Genomic DNA, 17,245 nt, shown 5'->3' on the forward strand with positions numbered 1-17,245 from the left:
CGCGTCTCTTCCCTTGACATGATGACCGAATGCAAACATGGGTTTCCGCATTCTGGAGCAATGCAATGGACAGTAGCTACGACGTAATCGTTGTTGGCGGTGGACACGCCGGCTGTGAAGCCGCGAGCGCGTCGGCACGCGCCGGCGCGAAGACAGCGTTGGTCACGCTTCGCGTAGACACCATCGGTATCATGTCCTGCAATCCGGCGATTGGTGGTCTCGGGAAGGGCCATCTGGTTCGCGAAATAGATGCGCTCGACGGGTTGATGGGACGCGTGGCCGATGCGGCCGGCATCCAGTTCAGGCTTCTCAACCGCAAGAAGGGGCCGGCAGTTCGCGGCCCCAGGACACAGGCCGATCGCAAGCTTTATCGGCTGTCGATGCAGTCAGCGATTCAGGAGCAGCCCAATCTTTCGGTTATCGAAGGTGAGGTCTTCGACTTCGATATAGAAGATGGAAGCATCAAGGCGGTACAGTTGGCGGATGGCCGCAAGCTTCGCTGCAGCGCCGTCGTACTCACGACCGGTACGTTCCTGCGTGGGTTGATCCATATCGGAGAGCGGAAGTTCCCAGCTGGCCGTATGAATGAGCAGGCGTCAGTCGGGCTGTCAGCGACGATGACCCGAGCAGGCTTCCGCCTGGGCCGGCTGAAGACCGGAACGCCTCCCCGACTGGATGGAAAGACGATCGACTGGTCCGGCCTCGACATGCAGGCAGCGGACGATCAACCGGTGCCGTTCTCCTTGATGACGGACAGGATCGTCAATCGTCAGATTGATTGCGGGATTACGCGCACGACGGCGCAGTCTCATGATGTTATTCGAAAGAATCTTGGTCGATCAGCAATGTACTCGGGATCGATCGAAGGGATCGGTCCACGCTACTGCCCGTCCATCGAAGACAAGATCGTCAAGTTCGGCGATCGCGAGGGGCATCAGATATTTCTTGAGCCGGAAGGCTTGGATGATGACACCATTTATCCCAACGGTATTTCGACTTCTTTGCCCGAAGATGTCCAGCTGGAACTGCTGAAAACGATTCCGGGTCTGGAACGGGCGGTTATGCTTCAGCCTGGCTATGCAATCGAGTACGATCACGTCGACCCGCGCGAACTGGAGCAGACACTTGAGACCAAGCGTGTACGTGGTCTGTTTTTGGCGGGACAGATCAATGGAACGACGGGCTATGAAGAAGCTGCTGCCCAAGGTTTGGTTGCAGGATTGAATGCCGCACGCAAAGCCTCGGGCGGTGGCGAAGTCATATTCAGCCGCACCGAGGCCTATATCGGCGTGATGATCGACGATCTCACCAGCCGTGGCATCAGCGAACCCTACCGAATGTTTACGTCGCGGGCGGAGTTCCGGCTCTCCCTTCGTGCGGACAATGCCGATGAGCGATTGACACCGAAAGGTTTGCAGCTGGGTATTGTCGGCAACGATCGAGCACGCCGTTTTGGAGCTGTCTCCGATGCGCTTGCGCGAGCGCGCACCTTGGCGCAATCCATAGAGGTGACACCGAATGAGGCGCGCCGGCATGGTTTGATTGTAAATATGGACGGTGTCCGCAGGTCGGCCTATGATCTTCTTTCGTATCCCGACATGACGCTTGATCGCCTGGCAGAAGTTTGGCCGGAGCTCAGGGAAGTAGGCTCCGGCGCCGCCGAGGCGCTTGAGATAGAAGCGCGGTATGCGGTTTATCTGGATCGCCAGCGCAGTGACGCAATACAGATCCGCAGAGAAGAGGAGCGGCTGATCCCCTCCGATCTCGGATTCGATAGCGTTCCCGGCCTTTCAAACGAGCTTAAGCAGAAACTACGCGAAAGGCGGCCGCGCTCTGTCGCGGATGCACAGCGTATAGATGGAATGACTCCGGCAGCGCTGGCTATAATCGTTTCTCACATTCGCCACGCTGAAAACAGCCCCCTAAGCAAGGGTGTTGCGTGACCTCTGAAGCATTTGAAGTTCTTCAGCGTGTGGCAGGTCCTGTTTCACGTGAAACCTTTGAGCGTCTACTGTCCTTTGAAGCTCAGTTCCGAAGATGGGCGCAGCGGATAAATCTCGTGGCGCCTTCCACGTTGGACGATGCCTGGAACAGGCATGTACTGGATAGCGCTCAACTCGCGCGGCTTGATTCGGAAGCGAAAAACTGGGTTGATCTGGGTTCCGGAGGCGGTTTTCCCGGCCTTGTGATGGGCTTTCTGCTTATGGAGCGAAAAGGCGCCAACATCGATCTTGTGGAAAGCAATCGCAAGAAAACCTCGTTCCTGCAGGCGATTGTCGGTGAATTTGGATTGCCGGCGCGTATCCATGCCAAGCGAATCGAAGACACTTATGATAAGATTCGCGACGTCGAGGTGGTCACGGCCAGGGCACTTGCCCCGTTGGGTGTGCTTCTGGGTCTTGCCGAGCCTTGGCTTACAAGCGGCGCCAAGGCGCTTTTTCACAAAGGACGGGATTACCGCTCCGAGATCGAAGAAAGCGCTAAACTGTGGGTGTTCGACCTGATAGAACATCAAAGTGTAGTCGATCCGCAGAGCGTCGTTCTTGAAATACGGAATCTGCGCCGGGTTTAAAATGAAATGGGCGATAGGTTCATTACAGAAATGATCATGATGACCGGACCCCGCATAATCACGATAGCAAACCAGAAGGGTGGTGTCGGCAAGACGACCACCGCGATCAATCTGGCGACCGCGCTTGCCGCGATTGGGGAGCAGGTTCTTATTGTAGACCTCGACCCTCAGGGCAATGCCAGCACCGGGTTGGGTATCGATCGCCGCGAACGAAGCGTATCGTCCTATGATGTGCTGACAGGGGCGATGACGCTGGATGAGGCTGCGGTGCCGACCGCGGTGCCTGGACTATCGATCGTCCCCTCGACGCTCGATCTTCTCGGCGTGGAAATGGAAATCGCCGGTGCGCCCGATCGCGTCTTGCGCTTGCGCAATGCGGTTCGCGCTTCTGCCGAGCGCACAAACAAGTTTTCCTACGTATTGATTGACTGCCCGCCGTCGCTGAACCTGCTCACACTGAACTCCATGGCTGCGGCCGATTCCGTGCTGGTGCCGCTTCAATGCGAGTTCTTTGCATTGGAGGGTCTCAGCCAGTTGCTGGAAACGGTCGAACAGGTTCGCCAATCGATCAACCCCTCGCTGACGATCCAGGGCATCGTGCTGACGATGTATGACGGCCGCAACAATCTCGCCAATCAGGTGGTAGAGGATGTGCGCGCGCATATGGGCGAAAAGGTCTATGAAACCGTCATTCCCCGGAACGTTCGCGTTTCGGAAGCGCCCTCCCATGGCAAGCCGGCAATCCTCTACGACCTGAAGTGCTCGGGCAGTCAGGCCTATCTACAACTCGCTTCCGAAGTCATTCGCCAGGAACGCAAGTTGCGTGCGGCGTGAAACGATTCGATATCGAAATAATCTGGAAAAGTGATGAGTGAAGATCTTTCGAAGAAACGGCTTGGACGCGGACTGGCTGCCCTTATAGGCGAAATCGACAAGCCTGCGACGCCAGCGCAGCAACCGGTGTTTTCGGATCGGCATGTGCCGATCGAGTTCGTAACGCCGAACCCGAAGAATCCGCGGCGTCATTTCGGTGAAGCCGAACTGACTGATCTCGCGCAGTCCATTCGCGAACATGGCGTCGTCCAGCCGGTAGTCGTGCGTCCAGCCGTTGGCCAGCAGGGCCGCTATGAGATCATAGCCGGTGAGCGCCGCTGGCGCGCGGCGCAGCGTGCCGGGCTGACTGAAATTCCAGTGATCGTGCGCGACGTCAACGACCGCACCGCGCTTGAGCTGGCGATCATCGAGAACGTGCAGCGCACCGACCTCAACCCGGTCGAGGAAGCGCTTGGCTACCAGCAGCTGATCGACGATCACAGCTATACGCAGGCCGACCTTGGACAGGTGATCGGCAAGAGCCGCAGTCATGTCGCAAACACGTTGCGGCTGCTGAAGCTGCCCGATGTGATCCGCGACATGCTGGTCGACGGTGCCTTATCGGCCGGTCATGCACGTGCGCTGGTGAGTGCGGCCGATCCTGCCGGTCTTGCCAAGCGGATTGTCGAGGAAGGTCTGTCGGTTCGGCAGGCTGAGGCTCTGGCGCAGTTGCCGGCTGAAACCCTGCATGAAACAAAGGCTTCCACGCCGGTCGAAAAGGATGCCGATACGCTTGCGCTGGAAAAGCTTCTTTCCGACGTGACCGGCATGAAGGTTGGCATTCAGCACAAAAACAAGGGCGGCGAGGTGCGGATTGCGTATCGCACACTTGAGCAGCTCGACGATCTGTGCCGGCGTCTCAAACACTGATTTTATTCAGTTTTCTGATATAGATTAGCCGGCTAATTACGCGCTCGTGCGCGCTGGGAAAGGCGTGCGCTTTCCACGGCGATGCCCAACAGCGCCTGTCGTGCGATGGCTGTGGAGAGGTCGGGCCGACGGCGTGTCTGCAAAACTGCTTCCTGTAGCCGGGCCAGTGCACGCGTAAGGGCCTCGCTGCTCCAGCGTTCCACCGCGTTCTCCACGATCTTGCGCCGGGAAAAGAAGATTGGCGGGCGAGCATTGGCAACGATTGCAGCCGCGTTGCGCGCGCCATTGTTCATTGCGCCGCGCATGAGATGGATCGCCTGGAACTGCCGCATTGCTGCCGCCAGAAGCAGGAACGATTGGCTGCCGGTCAAGGCATGGCGCGTAAATACGGCGTCGAACTCTTCAATCTTGCCTTCAAGAATAGCGTCGACGGCATCGTCGAAGGACAGGCCGGAGACGTCGCCGATCATCGCCTTGACGTCTTCGAGTTCGATCTGCTTACGGTCCATGGCATAGAGAGCGAGCTTCTGGACCTCGCCGCGCGAGGCGAGCCTGTCGCCACCGAGATTTCGGCGGAGGGCCTGCCGTGCCTCGAGCGTCAACGACAGCCCGGCCTTCTGCATCTCCTCATCGATAACCGCGTCGATGCCCTTGGCTTCGTCAGCGTAGCAAGGCAGGGCCATCGCCCAATCGCAGCCTTCGACAGTCGTGCGCAGGGCCGCATTCTTCTTCAGTTCGCCGGCCTCGATCAGGATGATGGCATCGCGCGGTGGCTCGGCGCACAATGCCTTCACATCATCAGCCAGGCCTTTCTGGCCGGTAGCGTTGCGGACCCACAACAGCCGGCGCGACGAGAACATCGGCACGGTGCGCGCTTCATCGAGCAGGCGTCCCTCGTCCTTGTCGACTTCCGAACCGTCGAGGCGGACCACGGAAAATGGATCGTCGAGCGGCAGTTCGGTTCGCGCGGCATAGGCACGCGCACGTTCCGCGACGAGCCCGCGATCGGGACCGTAGAGCAGGACGATGGCGGTCTGCGGATTGGGTCGCGCCAGCCAGGAATCGACTTCGTGTGCTTTCTTCTGTGCCATGCTGTTCGGTTATCACGTTGGCGGGCGCTGATGAACAGGAAACCGAGTCGCGACCGTAAGGTCGTGCTTTCGCACTTCCGCTTTCAGGCACGGTGCAAGAGTTTGGGTGTGGCGGCAACCAGCGCCTTGCCGATTTCGGATTGCGGATTGGCGACGATTTCAGCGGCATTTCCGGTTTCAACGATCCTGCCCGCATCCATGATCGCAACGCGATGAGCGATCGAGCGGACGACGCCGAGATCGTGGGAGATGAAGAGATAGGCGATGTTCTCGGTGCGTTGCAGATCAAGGAGAAGTTCGAGAATCTGTCCGCGGACCGAGACGTCCAGTGCGGAAACGGCTTCGTCCAGCACGATCAGCGAGGGCCGCGTCGCGAGCGCCCGGGCGATGGCTACGCGCTGACGCTGTCCGCCGGAGATTTCATGGATGGCGCGGTCGCGCAGGTTCGGGCTCAGTCCAACGCGTTCGAGCAGGGTGGCAATGGCCTTGGGCCGGTCGGCGCGAGCGGCAAGATCATGAATGCGCAGCGGATCGTCCAGCACGCGCGCGACCGTGGCGCGCGGATTGAAAGCGGCAAGCGGGTCCTGAAAGACCATCTGCAGCCTCGCCCGCCTGGCACGAAGCTGGGCGCCATGCAGGGCGAGAAAGTCCTCGCCTTCGAAATGGATATTTCCGGCCTCGGGTTCGACCAGCCTCAGAATGGTGCGGGCCGCCGTCGACTTGCCGCTGCCGGAGGGGCCGACCAGCGCCAGCGTCTCGCCCTGCCCGATTTCGAAGCTTACATCGTCCAGAGCGACAACGGTCTTGCCATTACGGCTGAAACGCTTGTGCAAGTTGGACGCGACAAGAAGCGGCTCCGTCATGAAGGCCGTCTCGCGTCTGCGCGCCGTAACAGAGGTACGACATCGAGGCCCATATGGGCGTCCAGAAGCTGGCGCGTGTAAGCCTCCGCCGGTGCTGTGATGATCGCGTCGGTGTCGCCGATTTCGACCAGGCGTCCATAGCGAAAGACAGCGATGCGGTCGGCGATTTCGGACGCCAGCGCGATGTCGTGGCTGATGAAGAGCAGCGACATGCCATCCTTTGCGATCAGCTCCTGGATCAGTTTGACGATCTCTGCTTGAACGATGGTATCCAGCGCGCTGGTCGCCTCGTCGGCGATCAGCAAGGCTGGCCTGGCGGCTATCGCTTCGGCTATTGCGACGCGCTGCCTCTGCCCGCCGGACAGCTGATGCGGAAAGGCGGAAAGGGCGGAAGCAGGATCAGGCAGGTGCACGCGATGGAGAAGTTCTTCCGCGCGCTTATATGACTGCCGCCAGTTCAGGCCGAGATGGGTATAGGCGACCTCGGCGATCTGTTCGCCGATCGTCAGGACGGGATTGAGGCTTGATCCAGGATCCTGGAAGACAAAACCAATATCGCGCCCGTTTTGCGCGTGTCGTCCAAGACCCGGCCAGTCGATGCGCCCTGCGATTTTAGCCGATGCCGGAAGCAGCCCTGCAATGGCGAGCGCCAGCGTGCTCTTGCCCGAGCCGCTTTCACCGATGGCGGCCAGCCGCTCGCCAGGACGGATCTCCAGCGAGATATCGCGCAGCGCCTCGACCTCGGTTCCGTTGCTGCGGTAGCTCACCCCGAGCCCGTGCAAAGAGAGGCGCGGGATCATGAACGGCCTCGCCGGGTGGCCGTCGTCTCGACTGCACCCTCACCGGCGAGATAGACGCCGAGAACGGTCAGCACCAGCGCGATGCCGGGTATGATCGACAGGAAAGGCGCCGAGCGCAGCACTGTGCGCCCCTCGGCGATCATGCCGCCCCATGTCACGCGATTGGGATCGCCAAGTCCGAGGAAGGAAAGTGCCGCCTCCGTCAGGATCGCTGCGGCGACGATGACCGACGACAGTGCCAGAACCGGAGGAAGCGCGTTGGGCAGGACTTCGCGGAAGGCGATCTCCAGTGGAGGCATGCCGATGACCCGCGCGCTTGCGACATAGTCGCGTTCGCGAATGGAAAGCACTTCGGCCCGGGCGATGCGCGCCGGCCCTGTCCAGGTGCCAAGCGCGATGGCGAGAACGACGACGAACAGTGAAGGACCGACGACGCTGACAAAGGCCAGCGCCAGCAGAAAGCCGGGCACGGTCTGAAATGCGTCGGTGACGCGCATCAGTACCTCGTCGGCCAGGCCACCAATGAAGCCGGCTAAGGTTCCAACGATCGTTCCTATGATGATTGCGGTGGCGGCCGACGCAAGCCCGACCGCAAGCGAGGTCCGCGCGCCGTGAAAGAGGCCGGCGAGCACGTCGCGGCCGAGACGGTCGGTGCCGAGCGGCAGCGACCAGTCCTGAAACGGGCGCAGCAGTGCAGGGCCGGCAATAGAAAGCGGGTCGCGTGGGAAGACCAGCGGTGCAACGAGCGCCATGATGACAAGCACGCCCAGTGTCACCGCGCCGGCGATAGCTTCGGGCGAGCGCGTGAAGCGGTGAAAGAGGCTCACGCGGCCTCCTCGCTTGCGCCGACACGCGGATCGAGCACGGCATAGAAAATGTCGACGACAAGATTAATGACGATGACCAGAACGGCGCAGACGAGAATGATGCCGAGCAGCAGCGGCGTATCCCGCGAGCTGACCGCTTCCTGCGCCAGCCTACCCAAGCCTGGGACAGAAAAGACGCTCTCGATGACAACGCTGCCGCCGAGCATCGCCGCCGATTGCAGTCCAAGCATGGTGACCAGCGGCAGGAGTGCGTTGCGCGCAACATGGCGAATGACGATGCGACGGCGGCTGAGGCCCTTGGCGCGTGCGGCAAGCACGAAATCCATGCGCCAGACCTCGGCCATGCCGGCGCGCATGACGCGGAGATAGAGCGCCAGATAGATGAAGCCGAGTGCGGCAACCGGCAAAGTAAGATGCTGCGCTATGTCGAGCGTTCGGGCAAATCCGGTCTTGCCGGAGGCAATGGTTTCGATGCCGCTGCTTGGGAACCAGCGCAGCTGCACCGAAAAGATCACCGTCAGCACCAGGCCGAGCCAGAAGCCGGGCACGGCATAGAGGGCGAGCGAGCCGATCGACAGGAATCGGTCGCGAAAGCTGCCCGGCCGGGCACCTGCAACGATGCCAAGCGCTGATCCCAACCCGAAGGAGAGTGCCGTGGCGCTGCCCATCAGAAGCAGGGTGTTGGGCAGACGCTCGAAGATCACATCGCGGATGGGGCGTGAGAAAGTGACGGAGTAGCCGAGATCGAGATGCGCGAGGGACCAGAGATAGGCGGCAAGCCGCGTGCCTGCGGACTGATCCAGGCCCCAGCTCTGGCGCAGGCTTTCGATGAGGCCGGCATCGCCGCCGGTCGTGCCGATATAGGCATCGACCGCGTCGCCGGGGGCTGCTTCAAGAAGCAGGAATGTGCCGACGATGACGATCAGCAGCACGGGAATGCTGCCGATCAACCGCCTTCGCAGCAGGATGAATGCACGTCTCACGCTCTGTCACGGACCTTGAATGACGAAACGTCCGATGATGTCACGTTTCGAGAACAGTGTCCGCCCAGTTCGACACCGCCCAGCGCGGATTGTTCGAGACATTCTTGACCGTGCTTCTGGCGACCGTGATGAAGCCCCATTCGGCGACATTGATCAGCGGGAGGTCTTCCGCGACCTTCTTCTGGAAATCGCGGTAAAGGGCGATGCGGGCTTCCGGGTCGAGCGTTTCGGACGCCTTGGCGATCAGCGCATCGAGGTCGGCGTTGGCGTAGCCGCCCTGGTTGGAAAAAGGCACGCCGTCCGGAATACCGCTCTGGACGAGGATGGTGGTGGAAATCGCCGGATCGCCACGGAAGACCGGCGGTGCGACGGCGAGGTCGAAAGCATGGTCGGTGTAGACCGCCTTCTGGTGGCCCGCCGCATCATTGTTGACCAGCTCGGCGTTGATGCCGATTTCGGCGAGCGCCTGGCGCAGATAGTCACCGAACTGTTTGGTCTCGTTGAAATAGGGAGCCGGCAGCAGCTTCAGCGGGAACCGTGTGCCATCGGCACCGCGCTTATAGCCGGCTTCGTCGAGCAGGGCATTGGCCTTCGCGACGTCGAAAGCGTAGGTCGGCACATCCTTGGTGTAGAACTGCGGATCGTTCTGCGGCACCGGCCCGGTGGCCGCCTTGGCGTAACCGAGGAAGATCGTCTTGACGACGAAATCCTTGTCGATGGCGTGCGCAATCGCCTGCCTTACCTTCACATCCGCGAGCTCCTTGCGGCGATGATTGATCTCGACGACGAGCTGATAGGTCAGGGCTTCATAGCCCTTGGAGATCACCTCGATGCCCGGCACTTTCGAAATGCGCTCCAGATCGGCAAGCGGTACGGCCGAGAAGGCGGCGAGATGGATTTCTTCGGCCTCCAGCGCGCCGGCAGCAGCAGCGCGGTCGGGCAGGACGCGATAGACGATCTCGTCGAGATGCGGCTCGCCCTCACCCCAGTATTTGTCATTGCGTTCGAGCCGGTAATATTCGCCCGGCTTGTGCTCGGCGAATTTGAACGGGCCGGTGCCGATCAAAGCGGTGTTGGCCGGATTGTCGGCGATCTCGCCGTTCTCATAAACGTGCTTCGGCACGACGCTGGTCAGAGCAGGAAGCGCGTTGCGGATGAGCTGGAAGGGTGTCGGCTTGGCGAAGCGGAAGATCGCGGTGTGCTCGTCGGGTGTGTCGACGGCTTCGAGGTCCTTGAATACGACGCGGCCAAGGTTCTGCAGTGGCTTCCATATCTGCAAGGCCGAGAAGGCGACGTCGGCGGAGGTGAATGGCTTGCCGTCATGCCAGGTCACGTTCTCGCGGAGCTTGAAGGTGACCGTCAGGCCGTCGGCGGAGCCTTCCCAACTGGTGGCCAGACGAGGATCGAGACCATCCTTGCCCTCGAAGGAGGCTTCGGCAAGCGGCTCGACAACTTTGCTGGCGACAAAGAAGACGCCGTTGGACGCGACGATTGCGGGATTGAGATTGCGCGGCTCTGAATCGGCGGCGACGATCAGGCGTCCGCCTTTCTTGGCCTCCTGCGCCCGGAGAACACCGGGCAGTGCGGTTGAAGCAAGCAGGAAGGCCGAGCCGGCAAGTACGCCGCGCCGGGAAATCGTGAATTCTGACATGGCGTTCTCCGTTCTTTGCAACAGCGGATAACCGGATCATCTGCCCAGGCTCGAAAACGTCTGGTCTTCAATGTCCATCGACAAGATTAGTCGAGTATCGCGATTATCGATACGGAGACGCATTAAGCCAGACACGGAATTGCCACGGCCAGCCTCGATCCCGGAATTTCCATCCGAAAATCAACGGCGCCGTGATCCAGGTGCTGTACAGGCCTTGGTTTTAGCGCGGCCGAGATGCCGGCTTGTGATAGTCGTGGAACCGGGCAGCCGCTTCAGTTCTGTTGTGGGCGCCAAGTTTCCGGATGATGTTGTGAAGATGAATCTTCACTGTATGCTCCGACAGCCCGAGAGCTGCGGCGATGGCCTTGTTCTGCAGTCCGCGCGAGACCATTTCCAATATCTCGATCTCACGGCTTGTCAGATCCGACAGGTCATCTTCCGAAGTATTTTTTGCTGCGGGCGATGCCGAGCCGTTCACCGGGCGAGCGGTCGGGTTCCGCACGAACTTGTCGGCGTAGGAATGGAACAAGCCGGTCGGGAAATATTCACCGCCACGTAGCATCAACCTGATGACGGACAGCCACACATCAAGCTTCAGGTCCATCGGCAGGACGCCGCGAATGAGCTTGGACTCAAAAATCTCGGGAAAGCTGCATGAAGGATTGTGACTGTCGAGCTCCATCACCGCCGTCAGGGCCAATGGATGAAACCGGGAGATGTCCATGGCTGCATCCTCAGCCGCCTTCACGTGCTCAGGATCAATCAGGATAAGCGATACCGGATGCGCAAACTTCGTGCACGCCGCCTGTATATGCTCGACCCGCTCTATCACCAGCCAGGGCAATTCCCGTTCAATGGCATAGAGCAGGCAATCGGCCACTGAACCCGGCATCGTCACGAAGAGAAGGGTACGACGCAACCCTTGCTCCGCCTCGACGCGTGCGACGCTGGTAACTATGGAGCCGTCCTCTGTATCCATTTTCAACAGTTGGGTCATTTGAGACATCTGCAGTACCACCAGCGCATCCTGAGCCTCTAAGTAAGTTTCCGTTCAGGTGACTGATCAAATCGTATAGCGAAACGGTAATCTAAAAAATATAGACCGGACGGACTAGGGCAGACACCGTTGTTTTTGTGCTGAAATTTGGCTTCAACTCATAGTGCTAAAGCGGTATCTGGAAATACTCAAAACCGATGGAGGCCTACTCTTCTAATCAATTTGGTATCCGAAACCGGCGCTTGGCTGTGTTCGGGGGAAATTGAGCGGCATAGCCATCACTCCCTCGGTTGGTGGGGCTGTCATGTGCACAGGGCACCCAGATGCCATCCCAATGAACTAGCCAATACGGTCACTGCCATCTGTTTCGTCATGGTTATACTCTCAACGGTCGCTACGCCGCCGCAGACTACGGTATCGGTCGACAATTCCTCAGAGATCCAGGCTCCTGGCAAGCTTGTGCCGCAATCGAGCCGTTTCGGGCACCGCAAAAGAGCGTCCAGCAGCCCCTATCACCCTGACTAGCTCAAATGGGGTAGCGAGCGACGGCACAATCCCGAGTGCCTCCACCAATCGTGTTAGCCAGTACCCCTCATTCAGACCAAACTGGCTAGGCTGTGCTGCAGGAAAATACTTAGGATCGATAGCAGGCACTCCAGGCCTCCCCCTTTCTCGACGTGATGTATCAAGATGTATGAGGTCTGAGACCGAGGCTTCCTCTTCTCAACTTCACAAGAACTCCGCACATTGAACCCTGCTGAACAAGCCTCGTCGACCTGGCGAGGCTGGTCGTTGAGCGGAAACCTAGAGATCAAGTTTCAGCCAGCGGGTTGGAGTTGTTAATGGCTGTGCACTGCACGATTCAATTGAGGCGCTTCCGCAAGGTGCTTGCCGTCGGCGTTGCTTTTGCCGTCGGCTGGACGAGTCTGGCCAGCGCCGAAAACGGCGAACTGGCGCCTCAGACAAAACTGCGTCTCACGGTGGTGCAGTGGATGCCGACCAAGGGTGAGTACCAGCAATGGGGCGCGCTCGGTGGAGAGTTCATCGTCTCGCAGGCCGGTACGGTTCTTCTTCCGGTGATCGGCTCGATCCCGGTGGGCAATCTGAGCACGAGCGGCCTTGCCGAGGAAATCGCCACGCGGCTTCAATCGAAAATCGGCCTGGTAAACAAGCCGGACACGACGGTCGAAATTGTCGAATACCCGCCGGTTTATGTAGTCGGCGATGTCACCAAACCCGGCCAGTATCAGTTCAGGCTCGGAATGACGGTGCTGCAGGCGCTGGCGCTGAGCGGAGGCGAATTGCGCTCGGACGCGCATTCGCAGGATGAGATCAAGCTCGTCGGGGAACTGAAGGGCGTGGACGATGACATCCTGCGCTGCATGGCGCGCATTGCCCGGCTGGAAGCGGAGATGTCCGGGACAACGGAAATAAAGTTTCCGCAGCCACCGCTCGGCAACAGCGAGAGCAGGGCTGCTGCGGAGATTTTCGGTCAGGAAAAGATCATCTTTTCGGCGCGCGCCAATGCGCTTGATCGGCAGACGAAATCATTGTCGGAACTGCGCGATCTCCTGGACGCCGAAATCAACGTTCTCCAGGAAAAGATCAAGGGCGCCGATCTCAACATCAAGAGCGCGGAAGACGAGCTCGTCGGCGTCAAGGTTCTCGTCGACAAGGGCGTGGCGATCGTCTCACGGCGGTCGGATCTCGAGCGTGCGCTTGCCGGGTTCCGCGCGGACCGCCTCGACCAGGTGACCGCGATCATGCGGGCCCGTCAGGGCATCACGGAGGCGACGCGCAGCCTGGAAGGTCTTCGCGACCAGCAGCAGACCGACGTGGCCACCGAGCTGCAGAAGGAGCAGGCCAATCTGGACCAGCTCAGGTTGAAGCGGGACGTGGCCCAGAGGCTTCTGCTCGACACGCTGGCCTCGGCTTCGAATGCACGCCGCCCCGGCGAGCCGACCCTTATCGAGTTCTCGGTGACAAGACAGGACGGCAGTGGAGAGCCAAAGCAAATCCAAGTGTCGGAGGCGACCACCCTCCTGCCGGGCGATGTGCTCAAGGTGATCTACAACAAACAGGCGCCGGCATCTTCCGAACCGGCCGCCGCCAGCCTCAATGCACCTTCGGCAAACGATACAAAATCGGAACAGGCAAGAAGCCAGTGATCCGGGCGGATCATGGGTCAACGAAACAGCTTTCTTCGTCTTGAGGCAAGCAACGTCACAGAGGCGGGTACGTTAAGATGGGGGCGAGATGAAGGGCATAATCCTGGCGGGAGGCAGCGGTACGCGGCTTTATCCCCTCACCATTGCGGTGTCGAAGCAGATACTGCCGATCTACGACAAGCCGATGGTCTATTATCCATTGAGCGTCTTGATGCTGACCGGCATCCGAGAGATTCTGATCATCTCGACGCCACGTGATCTGCCCTGTTTCCAGGCGCTGCTGGGGGACGGTTCGGATTTCGGTCTCAAACTTTCCTATGCCGAGCAGGCGCATCCCAACGGGCTGGCGGAAGCCTTCATCATTGGCCGCGATTTCATCGGCGATGGCAATGTTGCGATGATCCTCGGCGACAACATCTTCTTCGGCCACGGTCTGCCGCGCATTTGCCAGCAAGCGGCGGCGAGAGAAAAGGGCGCTTCGGTCTTTGCCTATCACGTCGATGATCCGGAACGCTATGGCGTCGTCAGTTTCGAAAAATCCACAGGCAGAGCGCTGACGATCGAGGAGAAGCCGGTCAATCCGCGATCCAACTGGGCGGTTACCGGCCTCTATTTCTACGACAACGACGTGGTCAACATCGCCGCATCGATCAAGCCTTCGGAGCGTGGCGAACTCGAGATCACCACGGTCAACAACATCTATCTCCAGCGGGGTGAACTGAACGTCTGCCAGCTTGGCCGCGGCTATGCTTGGCTCGACACCGGCACCTATGACAGCCTGCACGATGCTTCGTCCTTCGTGCGTACCGTCGAGCGCCGCCAGGGTGTGCAGATAGCCTGCCCGGAGGAAATCGCGCTGGACATGGGTTGGCTCAGCCGGGAAGCGGTGTTGAAACGCGCCTGCCAGCTCGGAAAGACGTCTTATGCCTCTTACCTCCGGCGTCTGGTGGAGGATGACAACGGTAACGGTCTGGTCGAGGACAACGCGGCATGAGCCTTGAGGTCAGACCGCTGGGGCTCGACGGCGTGCTGGAAATCCTGCCACGCCGGATCGGCGACGACCGCGGTTTCTTCTCCGAGACGTGGAATGCCGAGCGGCTCGGCGAGCACGGCGTACAGCTGAATTTCGTCCAGGATAACCATTCCTATTCGGCAGCCAAGGGCGTGCTGCGCGGGCTGCATTACCAGATGCCGCCCTATGCACAGGACAAGCTGGTGCGCGTGGTGAAGGGTGCGATACTGGATGTCGCCGTGGATATCCGCAGAGGCTCGCCGAGTTTCGCGAAATGGGTCGCCATCGAGATTTCCGCACGGGAGTGGAACCAGATACTGGTGCCGAAAGGCTTTGCCCACGGCTTCCTGACGCTCGAGCCGGACACCGAGGTCATCTACAAGGTGACCAGCCACTACTCCGCCGAGCATGATCGTTCGATCCGTTTCGACGATGCCGAGATCGGCATCGAATGGCCCCTGGCCGCATCCGAACTTCAACTGTCCGACAAAGACCGCAAGGCGCCAATGCTGAGGCATGCGGAGGTTTTCGCGTAGTGAAACGAGGCGAGCGACCATGAATATTCTCGTGACCGGCGGCGCCGGATTCATCGGCTCGGCACTCTGCCGCCATCTCGTGGCGGATCCGCGAAATCGCGTCGTCAATATCGACAAGCTCACCTATGCCGGCAATCTCGCCTCGCTCCGGCAGATCGAGAACTTTCCAAATTATCGCTTCATCCAGGCCGATATCTGCAATGACGCGGTCGTGGCCGAAATCCTGCGTGCCGAGCATATCGACCGCATCATCCATCTCGCCGCCGAGACGCATGTCGATCGCTCGATCGATGGCCCGGCAGCTTTCGTGGAGACGAATGTCGTAGGCACCTTCCGGCTGCTTCAGGCAACGCTCGCCTATTGGCGTGAGCTTCCGGCAAATGCGGTCGCGGATTTTCGTTTCCACCACGTTTCGACAGATGAAGTGTTTGGCGACCTGCCATTCGATACCAGCCTGTTCACCGAGGAGACGCCCTACGCGCCGTCATCACCCTACTCGGCGTCGAAAGCCGCTTCCGATCATCTGGTCCGCGCCTGGTATCATACCTTTGGCCTGCCGATCGTCGTCACCAACTGCTCAAACAATTACGGGCCGTTTCATTTCCCCGAAAAACTCATTCCGCTGGTGATCCTGAATGCGCTCGAGGAAAAGCCCCTGCCCGTCTACGGCAATGGCGGCAACGTCCGGGATTGGCTTCACGTCGAGGATCATGCGAGGGCTCTTGCCCTGGTTGCAACGAAGGGCAAGGTCGGCGAAAACTACAATATCGGCGGCAGGGCCGAACGCACCAATCTCAGCGTCGTCGAGACGATCTGCGATCTGCTGGACAGGAAGCGACCGCGCCGCAACGGCGCCTCCTACCGAAGCCTCATAACGTTCGTCTCCGATCGACCCGGCCACGACCGCCGCTATGCAATGGACGCGGCAAAGATAGAGCGCGAACTGGGCTGGAGCCCGCAGGAAAACTTCGAGGCTGGCCTGTCGCGGACGATCGACTGGTATCTCGAAAATGCCTGGTGGTGGAAGCCGATCCGCGACGGCAGCTATGCCGGCGAGCGTCTCGGCCGTCTGGTGGCAGCGCAATGAGAATCCTGGTCACCGGCACTCAGGGCCAAGTGGTCTGCAGCCTCGTTGAAAGAGCGGCGCAGATGCCGGACGTGGAACTGATCACGGTTGGCCGCCCCGAACTCGACCTGGCAAAGCCCCTGTCGGTGAGACGCGCGATTGCCGCCGCAAAGCCTGATCTGATCGTGTCGGCCGCTGCCTATACCGCCGTCGACCGTGCCGAGGACGAGCCGGAACTCGCCTATGTGGTCAACGCAATCGGGGCAGCAAGCGTTGCCGAGGCGGCGACGAGGATAGGCGTGCCGATCATCCATCTGTCGACGGACTATGTCTTTTCAGGCGACCGCGACCGACCTTACCGGGAAGATGACGACGCCGTCCCGAAGACCATCTACGGATACACCAAACTCGAGAGCGAGCATGCGATCGCGAGCGTTACGCCGCATCACATCATCCTGCGGACCAGTTGGGTCTACAGCCCGTTTGCTGCGAATTTCGTCAAGACGATGCTCAGGCTCGCTGGCGAGAGGGACGCTGTCTCCGTGGTTTCGGATCAGTGGGGAAACCCGACATCCGCTCTCGATATCGCCGATGCGATCCTGCGAATTGCCTCGCGCCCGATCAGAGAGAATTACGGCGTTTACCATTTGACGGGGACGGGTGAGATCAACTGGTCGGGCTTTGCCAGCCACATTTTCCGCACGAGCCGCATCGCCGGCGGGCCATTCGCGTCGGTGCGCGAGATTTCGAGCGCCGATTATCCGACAAAGGCCAAGCGTCCGCTGAACTCACGCCTTTCGACCGACAAGTTCGAAAGGACTTTCGGCTGGCGCGCGCCGGCCTGGCAGGACAGCGTCGATATGGTCGTAAAACGCCTGATCCCCGCAGGGCGGCATGACGAATTCAAACCCATGCGTCACGGAACCGGGGGCTGAA

General features: G+C 60.0%; 16 protein-coding genes. 9 read left to right on the plus strand and 7 right to left on the minus strand.

Annotated features, from left to right (window positions below; genetic code table 11):
• Nucleotides 1-65: 65 nt before the first annotated feature.
• From mnmG to DZG07_RS02895, 4 genes are read left to right on the plus strand one after another with little or no spacing between them, the layout of a single operon-like run.
• On the plus strand, nucleotides 66-1,943 hold the full coding sequence (gene mnmG / locus DZG07_RS02880; protein WP_119814106.1) for a tRNA uridine-5-carboxymethylaminomethyl(34) synthesis enzyme MnmG: 1,878 nt from the start codon (nucleotides 66-68) through the stop codon (nucleotides 1,941-1,943).
• Nucleotides 1,940-2,572, plus strand: a complete 633-nt coding sequence (gene rsmG, locus DZG07_RS02885; protein WP_119814108.1) for a 16S rRNA (guanine(527)-N(7))-methyltransferase RsmG — start codon at nucleotides 1,940-1,942, stop codon at nucleotides 2,570-2,572. Before mnmG ends, rsmG begins: the two co-directional genes overlap by 4 nt.
• 36 nt (nucleotides 2,573-2,608) lie before the next feature.
• Nucleotides 2,609-3,406: a ParA family protein gene (locus DZG07_RS02890; RefSeq protein WP_162931536.1), complete on the plus strand. Its 798-nt coding sequence runs from the start codon at nucleotides 2,609-2,611 to the stop codon at nucleotides 3,404-3,406.
• 33 nt (nucleotides 3,407-3,439) lie between these two features.
• Complete coding sequence (locus DZG07_RS02895) at nucleotides 3,440-4,315, plus strand: ParB/RepB/Spo0J family partition protein (protein WP_091915735.1); 876 nt, start codon at nucleotides 3,440-3,442, stop codon at nucleotides 4,313-4,315.
• 32 nt (nucleotides 4,316-4,347) lie between these two features.
• On the opposite strand, the gene holA is transcribed toward DZG07_RS02895, so the two are convergent.
• From holA to DZG07_RS02930, 7 genes are all read right to left on the minus strand, one after another.
• Nucleotides 4,348-5,406, minus strand: a complete 1,059-nt coding sequence (gene holA / locus DZG07_RS02900) for a DNA polymerase III subunit delta (protein WP_119814110.1) — start codon at nucleotides 5,404-5,406, stop codon at nucleotides 4,348-4,350.
• Nucleotides 5,407-5,489: 83 nt separating this feature from the next.
• Nucleotides 5,490-6,269: an ATP-binding cassette domain-containing protein gene (locus tag DZG07_RS02905; RefSeq protein ID WP_119814112.1), complete on the minus strand. Its 780-nt coding sequence runs from the start codon at nucleotides 6,267-6,269 to the stop codon at nucleotides 5,490-5,492.
• Nucleotides 6,266-7,069: an ABC transporter ATP-binding protein gene (locus DZG07_RS02910; protein ID WP_119814114.1), complete on the minus strand. Its 804-nt coding sequence runs from the start codon at nucleotides 7,067-7,069 to the stop codon at nucleotides 6,266-6,268. Before DZG07_RS02910 ends, DZG07_RS02905 begins: the two co-directional genes overlap by 4 nt.
• Nucleotides 7,066-7,896, minus strand: coding sequence for an ABC transporter permease (locus DZG07_RS02915; RefSeq protein WP_119814116.1), 831 nt, complete (start codon nucleotides 7,894-7,896; stop codon nucleotides 7,066-7,068). The genes DZG07_RS02910 and DZG07_RS02915 overlap by 4 nt, the downstream gene beginning before the upstream one ends.
• Nucleotides 7,893-8,879 carry an ABC transporter permease gene (locus DZG07_RS02920; protein WP_119814118.1) on the minus strand — a complete coding sequence of 329 codons (987 nt, stop codon included), beginning with the start codon at nucleotides 8,877-8,879 and terminating at the stop codon, nucleotides 7,893-7,895. The genes DZG07_RS02915 and DZG07_RS02920 overlap by 4 nt, the downstream gene beginning before the upstream one ends.
• Before the next feature lie 40 nt (nucleotides 8,880-8,919).
• Nucleotides 8,920-10,530, minus strand: coding sequence for an ABC transporter substrate-binding protein (locus DZG07_RS02925; protein WP_119814120.1), 1,611 nt, complete (start codon nucleotides 10,528-10,530; stop codon nucleotides 8,920-8,922).
• Between the two features lie 220 nt (nucleotides 10,531-10,750).
• Nucleotides 10,751-11,527: a response regulator transcription factor gene (locus tag DZG07_RS02930; RefSeq protein WP_245429567.1), complete on the minus strand. Its 777-nt coding sequence runs from the start codon at nucleotides 11,525-11,527 to the stop codon at nucleotides 10,751-10,753.
• Between the two features lie 842 nt (nucleotides 11,528-12,369).
• On the opposite strand from DZG07_RS02930, the gene DZG07_RS02935 reads away from it, so the two are divergent.
• The 5 genes from DZG07_RS02935 to rfbD all read left to right on the plus strand — a co-directional run bounded on the left by DZG07_RS02935 (nucleotide 12,370) and on the right by rfbD (nucleotide 17,244).
• Nucleotides 12,370-13,695, plus strand: coding sequence for a polysaccharide biosynthesis/export family protein (locus DZG07_RS02935; protein WP_119814125.1), 1,326 nt, complete (start codon nucleotides 12,370-12,372; stop codon nucleotides 13,693-13,695).
• A gap of 88 nt (nucleotides 13,696-13,783) precedes the next feature.
• Nucleotides 13,784-14,689 carry a glucose-1-phosphate thymidylyltransferase RfbA gene (gene rfbA / locus DZG07_RS02940; RefSeq protein WP_091915751.1) on the plus strand — a complete coding sequence of 302 codons (906 nt, stop codon included), beginning with the start codon at nucleotides 13,784-13,786 and terminating at the stop codon, nucleotides 14,687-14,689.
• Nucleotides 14,686-15,243, plus strand: coding sequence for a dTDP-4-dehydrorhamnose 3,5-epimerase (gene rfbC / locus DZG07_RS02945; RefSeq protein ID WP_091915753.1), 558 nt, complete (start codon nucleotides 14,686-14,688; stop codon nucleotides 15,241-15,243). Before rfbA ends, rfbC begins: the two co-directional genes overlap by 4 nt.
• A gap of 19 nt (nucleotides 15,244-15,262) precedes the next feature.
• A complete protein-coding gene (gene rfbB, locus DZG07_RS02950) occupies nucleotides 15,263-16,330 on the plus strand; it encodes a dTDP-glucose 4,6-dehydratase (RefSeq protein WP_119814128.1) in 1,068 nt (355 codons plus the stop codon).
• Nucleotides 16,327-17,244, plus strand: coding sequence for a dTDP-4-dehydrorhamnose reductase (gene rfbD / locus DZG07_RS02955; RefSeq protein WP_119814131.1), 918 nt, complete (start codon nucleotides 16,327-16,329; stop codon nucleotides 17,242-17,244). Before rfbB ends, rfbD begins: the two co-directional genes overlap by 4 nt.
• Nucleotide 17,245 lies beyond the last annotated feature (1 nt).

The organism is Mesorhizobium sp. DCY119, from assembly GCF_003590645.1.
Taxonomy (GTDB): domain Bacteria; phylum Pseudomonadota; class Alphaproteobacteria; order Rhizobiales; family Rhizobiaceae; genus Mesorhizobium_M.

Excerpts from the sequence above, each read along its gene's own strand:
- DZG07_RS02890 (WP_162931536.1), top strand. The coding sequence starts at position 2,609 with ATGATGACCGGACCCCGCATAATCACGATAGCAAACCAGAAGGGTGGT.
- rfbD (WP_119814131.1), top strand. The coding sequence starts at position 16,327 with ATGAGAATCCTGGTCACCGGCACTCAGGGCCAAGTGGTCTGCAGCCTC.
- holA (WP_119814110.1), bottom strand. The coding sequence starts at position 5,406 with ATGGCACAGAAGAAAGCACACGAAGTCGATTCCTGGCTGGCGCGACCC.
- rfbC (WP_091915753.1), top strand. The coding sequence starts at position 14,686 with ATGAGCCTTGAGGTCAGACCGCTGGGGCTCGACGGCGTGCTGGAAATC.
- mnmG (WP_119814106.1), top strand. The coding sequence starts at position 66 with ATGGACAGTAGCTACGACGTAATCGTTGTTGGCGGTGGACACGCCGGC.
- rfbA (WP_091915751.1), top strand. The coding sequence starts at position 13,784 with ATGAAGGGCATAATCCTGGCGGGAGGCAGCGGTACGCGGCTTTATCCC.
- DZG07_RS02935 (WP_119814125.1), top strand. The coding sequence starts at position 12,370 with ATGGCTGTGCACTGCACGATTCAATTGAGGCGCTTCCGCAAGGTGCTT.
- DZG07_RS02925 (WP_119814120.1), bottom strand. The coding sequence starts at position 10,530 with ATGTCAGAATTCACGATTTCCCGGCGCGGCGTACTTGCCGGCTCGGCC.
- DZG07_RS02895 (WP_091915735.1), top strand. The coding sequence starts at position 3,440 with ATGAGTGAAGATCTTTCGAAGAAACGGCTTGGACGCGGACTGGCTGCC.
- DZG07_RS02910 (WP_119814114.1), bottom strand. The coding sequence starts at position 7,069 with ATGATCCCGCGCCTCTCTTTGCACGGGCTCGGGGTGAGCTACCGCAGC.
- DZG07_RS02930 (WP_245429567.1), bottom strand. The coding sequence starts at position 11,527 with ATGACCCAACTGTTGAAAATGGATACAGAGGACGGCTCCATAGTTACC.
- rfbB (WP_119814128.1), top strand. The coding sequence starts at position 15,263 with ATGAATATTCTCGTGACCGGCGGCGCCGGATTCATCGGCTCGGCACTC.
- DZG07_RS02905 (WP_119814112.1), bottom strand. The coding sequence starts at position 6,269 with ATGACGGAGCCGCTTCTTGTCGCGTCCAACTTGCACAAGCGTTTCAGC.